This is a genomic window from Ruminococcus sp. AM31-15AC (assembly GCF_003462045.1).
In the GTDB taxonomy this organism is placed as follows: Bacteria; Bacillota; Clostridia; order Oscillospirales; family Ruminococcaceae; genus Hominimerdicola; species Hominimerdicola aceti.
This window is the reverse complement of the sequence record NZ_QTYG01000065.1, coordinates 1-11,405: the sequence shown is the minus strand read 5'-3', so window position 1 is coordinate 11,405 and position 11,405 is coordinate 1. Positions and strand designations below refer to the sequence as shown.

Genomic DNA, 11,405 nt, shown 5'->3' with positions numbered 1-11,405 from the left:
TAACTGGAGGTAGGTAATATGCCATTAAACTTATATATTAAGAAAGAGGACGTTAATAAAACAGGTTTAAAACTAGAGGAAAGAAATGATGCATTCTTCAATTTGCATATAGGTACTACTAAAATATCGGATACAATAAAAAGTCTAATACTGAACATGGATCACTCAACATACTCATCAGGGTCTGATATTAGAACAAAATATGGTAGACTTGTGGACATCAGAAAAATTAGTACTGGCTGTAAAACAGCAATAAATATATACAGTAATCCGGATAAACTGTTCAATTGTGTTGAGGCTGGAGACAATGCACTGAGGTGCATATTGATGTTTAACAGAGGAAACGCATATATGCCATTACTGCCAAGCATCATAAATAATTTTAGTGTTGATGTTTTGCTGCACTATATGGGAAAAAAGATACACTGTACAAATGCATTACAAATACTGGAGGTGCTAGACTAATGGCAAAGCTACTTCATAAGAGGATAAAAGTTACAGACGGAGTATATTCATTCGATTTCTCATTTCACTCACCTGTTACAGTGATATTTGGCAACAGCGGAATAGGTAAGTCTTTGTTTTATGACATATTTTCTGCATATTGTTCCAATATTAATGCAAAAGGCGTTGTATTCATAAACAGTTTGACATCTGCTGATATGGTTGAGTCTGCTCTAAAACAGTTAAAGACAGTCTATTCATAATAGATAATGCAGATATAGTTATGGCGAATAAGACAAGAGATTTTTATGACATGGATAAGAGTAACCAATATATAGTATTTGGCAGAGTGACTGATAGGTATACACTCGATGATAAAAGTGAGGCTACAATAATTGAACCACAGCTTGGGAAGTTTAACTTAGTCTATCCAAGTTTAAAAGGACGTGAACTATAATGATAAACATACTTATAGAAGGAACAGGCTCTGAAAGAGTATTCTGGAATCAATTACTAAGTCTTGTTGACAGGTCTAAGTTTAGGCTTATACCATATGGTGGTATACGTAATCTGATTACTGTGTACAGTAATAATTATAATGAGCAAGATATATTCATAATTAGTGCAGATGACCCTGTAGATAATTAAATGGTACATTCTATATTACGAACCTTTAAGGCTGATACATACAGTATAAAAAATGTATTTGTTCTCATTTCACTCACCTGTTACAGTGATATTTGGCAACAGCGGAATAGGTAACTTTTCCCCGCATACGCGGGGGTGATCCTGAGCCTGCACCTGCGGCAACAGGCACAAGCTCCTTTTCCCCGCATACGCGGGGCTACACAATTTCCAAAAAAAGCGGTGCTTTCAAAGCACCGCTTTTTTCAAAATATACAGCTAAAACCTACTTTATCCCCTTTACCTTATACCCTGCGTCCGTCACCGCCTTAGAAAGCACCTCGTCAGCCACGTCCTTGTCAAGTGTGATGTAAGCGCACTTGTCCTCAAGGGAAACATCTGCTGTAACACCGTCTATCGCATTAAGCACCTTCGTTACTGTGCCTGTGCAGTGTGAACACATCATGCCGTCGATCTTCATTACCTTTTTCATTTTTTCGTCCTCCGTTTTAGTATTTATTTCAGCCTTTGCGGCTTTGTTTTCTCTGCCACTTTTAAAAAGATTGAGCCTTAACGCATTGGTCACAACGCAAACTGAGCTTAAACTCATTGCCGCTGCACCGAACATAGGATTGAGCTTCCAGCCAAGCAAGCCGTAGAATACTCCTGCCGCCAGCGGAATACCAAGCGAGTTGTAAATAAGCGCCCAGAAAAGGTTTTCCTTGATATTCTTCATAACGCTCCTGCTGAGCTTGACAGCCGTAACAGCATCATTCAGATCGCTTTTCATTAGCACGATATCAGCCGACTCGATAGCAATATCCTGTCCTGCACCGATAGCTATTCCAACATCTGCCGTTGTAAGGGCAGGGGCGTCATTTATTCCGTCGCCTATCATGGCTACCTTTTTGCCCTGCTCCTGCAATTCTTTGATTATCGTAGCCTTGTCCTCAGGCATAAGCTGTGATCTTACCTGTGAAATGCCAAGCTTTTTCTGTATTGCTCTAGCTGTTTTCTCGTTGTCCCCTGTGAGCATTACAGTTTCAATGCCTGCCTTTTTGAAGCCCTCTATAGCCTTTGCACTTGTCTCTTTTATCTTGTCTGCAATGAACAGAATGCCTGCAAGCTTGTTGTCGATCGCTACATAAAGTGGTATCTCACCATTGTCAGCGTGAGCATGAGCCGTCTCCTCAACCATCGATATGTCAACTTCACTGTTATCCATAAGCCGCTTGTTACCGATAAGAACGTCTCTGCCCTCAACAACAGCTGATATACCACCGCCTGCTGTTTCTGTGTAGCTTTCAGCAGGGGAGAGTTCAATGCCATTTGTCTTGCAGTGACCTGTAACAGCCTTTGCAAGTGGGTGCGATGAACCGCATTCTGCCGAGCCACAAAGCTTTTTAAGCTCTGAAACATCAAAAATACCAAACGCTTGCGCTGAAATAAGCTCAGGCTTGCCTTCTGTGCAAGTTCCTGTTTTGTCAAGAACAACAGTGTCAATGCTGTGTGCAGTTTCAAGGCTTTCAGCGGATTTTATTAGGATACCGAACTGTGCCGCTTTACCTGTTCCTACCATTATTGCAGTGGGTGTTGCAAGTCCCAATGAGCATGGGCAGGATATAACAAGCACTGATATTGCCATGTTAAGAGCAAATGCGAAGCTATAGCCAAGCAACAGCCAAACTATCAGTGAAATAAGAGCTATCGTTATAACTATAGGCACGAACACAGCGCTTATCTTGTCTGCAAGCCTTGCTACAGGCGCTTTTGAGGCAGAAGCGTCCTCAACGAGTGCGATTATCTGTGAAAGTGTTGAGTCTTTAGCTTGCTTCTCACATCTTACCTTAGCAAAACCGCCAGCCGATACGCTTGCACTCATAACTCTGTCACCCACTGCCTTGTCTACAGGTATGCTCTCGCCTGTAAGTGCAGATTGGTCAACAGTGCAGTTTCCATCAATAAGAACTCCGTCACATGGCACAGACCAGCCAGCTTTGAGCAGGAATACATCTCCCACCATTACGTTTTCCGCAGGAACTTCCACCTCCTCGCTGTCACGGATAACAACTGCCGTCTTAGGCGCAAGGCGCACAAGCTTGTTCACAGCGTCAGCCGTCTTGTTTTTTGAGCGAGCCTCAAGATATTTTCCCACAGTGATAAGTGTGAGTATCATGCCGCATGACTCATAATATAGATTCATCATATACTCATGTGCCGAGCCAAGGTCGCCCCTGCCCATAAAGTAAGCCATTCTGTAAGTGCCGTAAACACTGTATATGAATGAAGCCGCCGCACCAAGAGCTATAAGGCTGTCCATGTTAGGGGAGCGGTGGATAAGATTTTTGAAGCCGTTTGAAAAATAGTGGAAGTTTATTGCAATGATAGGCACTGTGAGCAAAAGCTGAGTGAGTGCGTATATCATCATGTTTTTGTGCCCTGCAAAAATAGGGGGGATAGGTATGTTCGCCATGTGTCCCATGCAAATATAGAACAGCGGTATCAAAAATCCCACCGACCACCATAGGCGTTTCTTCATCTTTTTGCTTTCGTCCTGAGCCGCCGCAACAGGTGATGCAGTTTTGTTTTCTTTGTCGCCTATCTCGCTTGCTCCATATCCTGCACTTTCAACAGCATTTATGACCGCCTGAGCGTTAGTTACGCCCTCGTCAAGATCCACCGTCATTTTGTTTGCAAGCAAGTTCACGTTTACGTCCGTTACGCCCTCTACCTTACTCACAGCCTTTTCCACATGAGCCTGACACGCCGCACAACTCATGCCAGTTACATTGAATTTTAACTTTTTCATAGATACTTGCCTTTCTATTTAAGCTTCTTCATAAGCTCTAGTACTTCATCGACAACTTCAGTGTTGCCGCTTTGTATCTCCTCTGTCATACAGGTCTTCATGTGTTCCTGCAAAATAAGATAGCCGAAGCTTTGCATTGCACTTTCAACCGCCGCCACCTGAATGAGTATATCTCCGCAGTAGCGGTTATCGTCAAGCATTTTGATAATGCCGTTTATTTGTCCCGAAACTCTGCTTAGCCTATTCTTTAGCTGTTTTATTTCCTTATCATCACGGGGAGTGTGCTTGTGCCTGCAAGTATCACAGCAGCCGCATGACAGTTCTTTATCATTTCTGTTGTCCATGTTTTTTTGCCTCCTTACTATATCGAATACCCTTATGGGGTATCTTTTGCTGCATATATATTATATACCCCTTATGGGTATTTGTCAACCATTTTTTATATTTTTTGCACGAAGCAAAAATATCCGCCTCCCAAAAGGAAAGCGGATATCAATTATTCAGTTAGTAGCCGTAATACCCAGTGTCATAGCTGTAGTTGTAAGCATTTTCTTCCTGATACTGCTTGATAGCTTCGTCAATGTTTTTACAACTGCCGTAAACTATATATTGAATGAACGCAGAGTTTGCGGCAAAGTCCGGATTAAGCACGTCCATGCTATAGATGACTTCGTTTGTGAAATAGCCGTCAGCAGGTATTCTAAGCTGCTGGATATCATATTTCATGTAGTCAAAAGCATTGAGGAGCAGATTTGCGATCTCACCATCAGTAAGGTCTGTGTTTATCTCAGGAAGGACTTTGTTCAGAAGCTTGTCAAGCTGAACAAGACTGAGCTTCTTGGATTCGGTTATGATCTCTGAGATAACACGTCTTTGACGCTCGGTACGCTCATAGTCGGAATTTCCTACATATCTAAGCCTTGCAAACGCAAGTGCCTGATTTCCGTTAAGATGAAGCTTTACCTTATCCTCATCACTCTTGCCCGCAAATATGTCGTCGCTTATATAGTCAGTGCCTTTCTTATTTTTAAGGTATTTGTTCTGTTCAGCCATCGGCTTCTTCATGCCCTCGGCTTCAGCCTTTGACACTTCCATGTCGATACCGCCTACAGTCTCAACTATATCTATAAACGAGTAGAAATTCACTCTTGCGTATCTGTCTATCTGGATACCAAAATAATCCTCAATACACTGTTCAAGATACTCACAGCCACCGTGCCAGTAAGCGCTGTTGAGCCTGTTGCCCTCGTCAAACTGTGCCATGTAAATGTACATATCACGCATAAGGGAGGTCATTGTAATAGTCTTGTTCTTGGTGTTTATGGAAATTATCATCATAACATCAGTATTTCCACGGCTCTCCTCTTCTGTATCACGGATATCCTCGCCAATGAGCAGAATGTTCGTTACGTCCTCGCTGGATATCTTGGAGGACTGCTTTTGTAGCTGAGCCTTAAGCTCGTCCTCTTTTTCCTTTGCGTCAAATGTATCCGCCTCGTTTGTAAGCTCGCTGGAATTTATAGGCGCTTTGCCTGAATTTATCTTAGTGTCTTTAGTCCTGTCAAGCATTCCTGTGTAGTGGAAAAACAAACCTACGATAATGGCAATTATAATAATGAATACTACAAATATTATTCCAAGAGCAATACCCGTCTTTTTCTTCTTGCTCCAGCCTTTTTTCTTTTTTGGCGTCTTATCCTGCTTTGGATCAGACTCATGTATCGGATCAGCTTTCTGCTGTTCCTTTGAGGGGATAGGTATGACCCCCGTAGGTCCGTTTGAGTTTGAAGCATCAAGTATCTTTCTGTTTTCTATTGCATTGGATATTAGCGACTGTAAATCCTTATCTCCCTGAGTGTTGGAGGTGTTCTTGTTGTCGTTGTCCATAAAATAAACCTCGTTTCCGATTAAAGTCAGCAAGCCGGAAGTCTATAGCTCGTTTAAGCATAATACAATAATAGTATATACTATTTTTCCTCAAATTACAACATAAATTTCGTACGAATTTGACTTTAAAATTACCTCTATTTTTATAAAATCAAATAAAACCGCTTCAATTTACAACAATTTTACAAGAGATTATTGCAGCTATTTGATAATTTATAAAAAATTCAGAGAAAAATAGAAAAAACACTTGCCTTTTGTATAAAAATTTGTTATGATATTAGTAAGAGCGAAAAGGTGAGTTGTGTCCACATGATCTCACCTGATTTTTTTGTGTTTTATTTTTGATATATGGAGGAAAAATGATATGCCTACAAAATATGTCTTTGTAACAGGCGGTGTAGTATCAGGTCTTGGAAAGGGCATAACCGCTGCGTCACTGGGAAGATTGTTAAAAGCAAGGGGCTACAGCGTTACCATTCAGAAATTTGACCCGTATATAAATGTCGATCCAGGCACAATGTCACCTTATCAGCATGGTGAGGTTTTCGTAACTGACGATGGTGCGGAAACTGACCTTGATCTTGGTCACTATGAGAGATTTATCGACGAAAATCTTTCTATCAATTCAAATGTTACCACAGGTAAGATATACTGGACAGTTCTTAATAAGGAGAGAAGAGGAGATTATCTTGGCGGCACAGTTCAGGTTGTTCCTCATATCACCAACGAGATAAAGGATCGTCTTTACAGAGTAGGCAAATCAACTGACACAGATATAGTTATCACAGAGATCGGCGGAACAGTTGGCGATATCGAGTCCACACCATTCCTCGAGGCTATCAGACAGGCTTCTATTGAGCTTGGAAGAGAAAATTCCGTATTTATACATGTGTGCCTGCTGCCCTATATCTCAGGCTCAAAGGAGCTTAAATCAAAGCCTACACAGCATTCCGTAAAGGAATTGCTTTCTATCGGTATCCAGCCTAATATCCTTGTTCTTCGTTCTGAAATGGAGATACCTGAGGATATGAAGCAGAAGATAGGTCTTTTCTGCAACGTAAGAGCAGAGGACGTTATACAGAATCTTACAGCGCCATCACTTTATGAAGTGCCTCTCTGGCTTGAAAAAGAGGGCCTTGCAGATGTTGTTTGTCATCATCTTAAGCTTGAGTGCAGACAGCCAGACCTTAAAGAGTGGCAGGAAATGATAGGCAGAGTTCATAGCTGTAACAAGAAAGTAACTATCGGTCTTGTTGGCAAGTATGTTGAGCTTGAGGACGCTTATCTTTCCGTAGCAGAAGCTCTCCGTCACGGCGGTTTTGAGAACAGCGCAGAAGTTGATATTAAGTGGATACAGTCTGAAAATCTCAATGAGAACACTGTAGCTGAAATGCTCCACGGCTGCGACGGCATAATCGTACCGGGCGGCTTTGGTGACAGAGGAATCGAGGGCATGATCGAAGCTATCAAATATGCAAGAGAACATAAGATACCAATGTTTGGTATCTGCCTCGGTATGCAGATGTCTGTTGTTGAGTTCGCAAGACACGTTGCAGGACTGGAAGGGGCAAATTCTTCCGAGTTTGGTGACACTCCATATCCTGTTATAGATATAATGGATTCACAGAAGGATATCACAGAAAAGGGCGGCACGATGCGACTTGGCCTTTATCCATGCAAGCTTGCAGACAATTCAAGATGTGCTGAGATCTATTCAGCGCCACAGAATCTTATCCGTGAGCGTCATCGTCACCGTTGGGAGTTCAATAATGAATACAGAAAGCTTCTTGAAGATAAGGGTCTTATGCTTGCAGGCCTTTCACCTGACGAAAAGCTTGTTGAGATAGTAGAGCTTCCGAAGAATGTACACCCATGGTTCGTTGGTGTTCAGTTCCACCCAGAGTTCAAGTCAAGACCAAACAGAGCGCACCCTCTGTTCAGAGATTTCATCAGAGCTTCTATCGAGTATTCTGAGTTTGGCGAGAAAGAATAATCGAGTTTTTCAGGACAGGCATATTTTTGCTTGTCCTATTTTTTGTGCTGCTTTATGCGTTTTTAATGAAATACTGTTGACATTTGCCTGCGATATGGTATAATATATATAAATACTTCGGTATTGATCTTATATAAAGGAGAAAAAACAATGGCTGATCTGAAAGGTACAAAAACTGAGGCAAATCTGTTTGCTGCATTTGCAGGTGAATCACAGGCAAGAAATAAGTATACATATTATGCCAGCAAGGCAAAGAAAGAGGGCTATGTACAGATAGCTAATATCTTTGAGGAAACTGCTGCAAATGAAAAGGAGCACGCAAAAATATGGTTCAAGCTGCTCCATGATGGTATTCCGTCAACTGTGGAAAATCTTAAAGACGCCGCAGAGGGTGAGAACTATGAGTGGACGGATATGTATGCAGGCTTTGCTAAAGAGGCTCGTGAAGAGGGCTTTGAGCATATCGCTATATTGTTTGAAAAAGTTGGCGAGATCGAGAAAGAGCATGAGGAAAGATATAAGAAACTTCTTGCTAACATCGAGGGCGACCTTGTGTTCTCAAAGGACGGAGACTGCGTATGGCAGTGCATAAACTGCGGTCATATCGTTATCGGCAAGAAAGCTCCTGATGTATGTCCTGTCTGTGCACACCCACAGTCATATTTTCAGGTCAAAGCAGATAATTATTAATATCGGTCCTTCTGAGCAGGCTGGCGTGTTTGCGTGTCAGCCTACTTTTTGGTATGAGCAACTTAAAAAATAACATAAAATATGCTATTATTGTGTTAAGAACAGTATCACATTACGGAATGTGCCTATAATAAAAGAGAGGAGGACGTCACTATGCTCAAGGATCTTGAAAAGCCTATAGAATACTTAAAAGGCGTTGGGGAAAAACGTGCCGAATGTTATGAGAAATTAGGCGTAAAGACAGTATATGACCTGCTTTGTCATTATCCAAGAAGTTATATTGACTATACCTCTCCCGTGCCTATAGCCGACGCACCAACAGACGAGCCTTGCATAGTAAAGGCAGAGTAGTTAAAAAGCTCCCAGAAGCCCGTATCAGAAAGGGTCTGTCAGTGTACAAAGTCATTTTTACCGACGACGTCACCGACCTTGTAATAGTTATCTATAACAGCGAGTATATGTATAAACAGCTTGAAGTGGATAAAGAGTATTACCTCTGCGGCAGGATAACAGGAAACCTTGTGCGAAAAGAGATAAATTCTCCTGTGATACTTTCTGCCGATACGGAAGATAAAGTCCAGCCTGTCTATCACCTCACAGAGGGTCTTAGTCAGCAAATGCTGAGAAAAACAGTAAGGCTCGCCCTGAATGTTTTTAATAAGAATATCTATGAGCCGCTGCCAAAAAGCATAATGCAAAGGTATAATTTCTGTTCTCTTGAATATGCTTTGGAGAATATACATTTTCCAAAAGATGTGCACACCTGCGAGCTTGCGAAAAATCGCCTTGTCTTTGACGAGCTTCTTGTTTTGCAGCTTGGTATGCAGCTTATGAAAAGCCGAAGCCGTGAAAAAAGCGGCTGTGTGCTGAAAACGCAGGATATGGACAGCTTTTATAACGCTCTGCCTTTTACCCTTACAAACAGCCAGCAAACCGCCATAGAGGATTGTATCAGGGATATGCAGAAAGAACAGCCTATGAACAGACTCGTTCAGGGCGACGTTGGTTCAGGCAAGACCGCAGTTGCGGCAGGAGCGGCATATTTTGTGTATGAAAATGGCTGTCAGACCGCACTTATGGCACCTACTGAGATACTTGCCGAACAGCATTATGAAACCTTGAAAGGCTTCCTTGAACCGCTTGGCGTAAAGGTGGCACTGCTCACAGGCTCTATGACCCCAAAACAGAAAAAGCTTGTGAAAGAGGGGCTTGAAAACGGTGAATACGCCGTTGCAGTGGGAACACACGCTCTTGTTCAGCAGACAACGAAGTTCAAAAAGCTTGCCCTTGTCATAACAGACGAGCAGCACCGCTTTGGCGTTGAACAGCGAGCGGCACTTGCTTCAAAGGGTGAAAATCCCCATAAGCTTGTTATGTCAGCCACGCCTATCCCTAGAACTCTTGCCCTTATGATATACGGCGATCTTGATATTTCTGTACTGAAAGAGCTTCCTAAGGGCAGACAGCCCGTTGAAACATATGCCGTTACAGGAAAGCTTCGCGAGCGTGCTTTTAACTATGTGAAAAAATATCTTGACGAGGGCAGACAGGGTTATATAGTCTGTCCAATGATAGAGGAAAGTGATATGGACTTGCAGGACGTTAAGACCTATGCTAAAAAGCTTTCTCAGGGCACGTTTAAAGATTACACTGTGGGACTTCTTCATGGCAGAATGAGCGGCGCTCAGAAAGAACAGGTCATGAACGACTTCAAGGAGCATAAAATAGACCTGCTCGTTTCCACAACAGTTGTGGAGGTAGGCGTTGACGTGCCTAATGCGGCAATAATGGTAATAGAAAATGCTGACAGATTTGGTCTTTCCCAGCTTCACCAGCTTCGTGGTCGTGTGGGAAGAGGTAAATATAAATCAAGTTGTATCCTCATTACAGACAACGTGAATGAGGAAAGCGTGAAAAGGCTTAAAATTTTGGGCAAGACTAACGACGGCTTTAAGATATCTGAGGAAGATCTTAAACTCAGAGGTCCCGGTGACTTTTTCGGAAGCAGACAGCATGGCCTTCCTGCATTGAAGATAGCGGATATGTCACAGGATATGGATATACTAAGAAAAGCACAGGAAGCCGCACAGCTTATCAGAAACGCAGACCCTAAACTTGAGCGTACAGAAAATATATATCTAAGAGAGCTTGTGGATAAACTCTTTGACAAAACTATGTCAGATAATTGAAAAATGTAAAGTTTGAAAACTTTATCGTGTAAGATGAGATGTAAAGCACAAAGACTTTACGAAGTAAAAGAACAAAATGGAGGTAATTATGGAGGCAATAAAATTTTTAAAGTACATTCTGTCGAGAATTGGGATAATGATCGTTCTTACACTGTTTTCAGCCTTTGCAGGCATTGTGCTGATACCGGCTCTGGTTACGGTCTTTCCGTCAAGCACATCTGCTTTCAAGAGCTTTATGACAAATAGTAATGTAGACTCATTTATAGGCTTTGCGGTCATGCTTATATTTTTCCTAAGACTTTTTTATGACGACGGCAAACGCCATGCCGCATATGAAAATTGGAGCTGGGTCAATATTACAATAGTGTATCTTCTTATGCTTCTAGTGTATTTTATTCCTGCAATATTCAGGGATTCATTCAGTCAGGAGGGCAAGGGAGATATCTTCTATAAGGTGCTTTATTATCCGTGTATATGGCTGAATGAAGGCGTGGGCATGAACTACCTTGTAAGCGTGATCATCGGCATAGGACTTCTTCTTGCAGCGTCCTATTGTATCTATCTGATAGCTTATAAAGTGTATGTTCATAAGCATCCTGTCATTCTCAAAAGTATGAAATCTTTTAGTACGGGCAAGACGGATAACAATGTATAAATTGTGTCATTTGAACATAAAGAAGGTTATTTACTATCATAAAACTGTATGAACTCGCTTTGAGTGTTAAATATTATTTAAAATGTTAGTTTAATTTTAAAATGTTAGTTTAAT

General features: G+C 41.7%; 11 protein-coding genes. 8 read left to right on the top strand and 3 right to left on the bottom strand.

Annotated features, from left to right (window positions below):
• Window positions 1–18: 18 nt before the first annotated feature.
• The 3 genes from DW793_RS12830 to DW793_RS12820 all read left to right on the top strand — a co-directional run bounded on the left by DW793_RS12830 (window position 19) and on the right by DW793_RS12820 (window position 1,092).
• Window positions 19–465, top strand: coding sequence for a DUF4869 domain-containing protein (locus tag DW793_RS12830; RefSeq protein ID WP_117927110.1), 447 nt, complete (start codon window positions 19–21; stop codon window positions 463–465).
• Window positions 465–707 carry a hypothetical protein gene (locus tag DW793_RS12825; protein ID WP_118158364.1) on the top strand — a complete coding sequence of 81 codons (243 nt, stop codon included), beginning with the start codon at window positions 465–467 and terminating at the stop codon, window positions 705–707. The genes DW793_RS12830 and DW793_RS12825 overlap by 1 nt, the downstream gene beginning before the upstream one ends.
• Before the next feature lie 193 nt (window positions 708–900).
• Window positions 901–1,092: a hypothetical protein gene (locus tag DW793_RS12820; protein WP_117927112.1), complete on the top strand. Its 192-nt coding sequence runs from the start codon at window positions 901–903 to the stop codon at window positions 1,090–1,092.
• 262 nt (window positions 1,093–1,354) lie between these two features.
• On the opposite strand, the gene DW793_RS12815 is transcribed toward DW793_RS12820, so the two are convergent.
• The 3 genes from DW793_RS12815 to DW793_RS12805 form a co-directional block, all read right to left on the bottom strand.
• Window positions 1,355–3,877 (bottom strand): heavy metal translocating P-type ATPase, encoded by a 2,523-nt coding sequence (locus DW793_RS12815; protein ID WP_118158363.1) that lies wholly within the window; start codon window positions 3,875–3,877, stop codon window positions 1,355–1,357.
• Between the two features lie 14 nt (window positions 3,878–3,891).
• The gene (locus tag DW793_RS12810; RefSeq protein WP_022286791.1) at window positions 3,892–4,221 is read right to left on the bottom strand and encodes a metal-sensing transcriptional repressor; all 330 of its coding nucleotides are present in this window, start codon (window positions 4,219–4,221) and stop codon (window positions 3,892–3,894) included.
• A gap of 160 nt (window positions 4,222–4,381) precedes the next feature.
• The gene (locus DW793_RS12805) at window positions 4,382–5,764 is read right to left on the bottom strand and encodes an LCP family protein (RefSeq protein WP_118158362.1); all 1,383 of its coding nucleotides are present in this window, start codon (window positions 5,762–5,764) and stop codon (window positions 4,382–4,384) included.
• A gap of 364 nt (window positions 5,765–6,128) precedes the next feature.
• Between DW793_RS12805 and DW793_RS12800 the strand changes: the two genes are divergently transcribed.
• From DW793_RS12800 to DW793_RS12785, 5 genes are all read left to right on the top strand, one after another.
• Window positions 6,129–7,757 (top strand): CTP synthase, encoded by a 1,629-nt coding sequence (locus tag DW793_RS12800; RefSeq protein WP_117897020.1) that lies wholly within the window; start codon window positions 6,129–6,131, stop codon window positions 7,755–7,757.
• A gap of 150 nt (window positions 7,758–7,907) precedes the next feature.
• A complete protein-coding gene (rbr, locus tag DW793_RS12795) occupies window positions 7,908–8,447 on the top strand; it encodes a rubrerythrin (RefSeq protein WP_117897019.1) in 540 nt (179 codons plus the stop codon).
• A gap of 153 nt (window positions 8,448–8,600) precedes the next feature.
• Window positions 8,601–8,798 (top strand): hypothetical protein, encoded by a 198-nt coding sequence (locus DW793_RS16025; protein WP_390624689.1) that lies wholly within the window; start codon window positions 8,601–8,603, stop codon window positions 8,796–8,798.
• A complete protein-coding gene (gene recG / locus DW793_RS12790) occupies window positions 8,777–10,636 on the top strand; it encodes an ATP-dependent DNA helicase RecG (protein ID WP_390624688.1) in 1,860 nt (619 codons plus the stop codon). Before DW793_RS16025 ends, recG begins: the two co-directional genes overlap by 22 nt.
• An 88-nt stretch (window positions 10,637–10,724) precedes the next feature.
• A complete protein-coding gene (locus tag DW793_RS12785) occupies window positions 10,725–11,291 on the top strand; it encodes a hypothetical protein (RefSeq protein WP_118059763.1) in 567 nt (188 codons plus the stop codon).
• Window positions 11,292–11,405 lie beyond the last annotated feature (114 nt).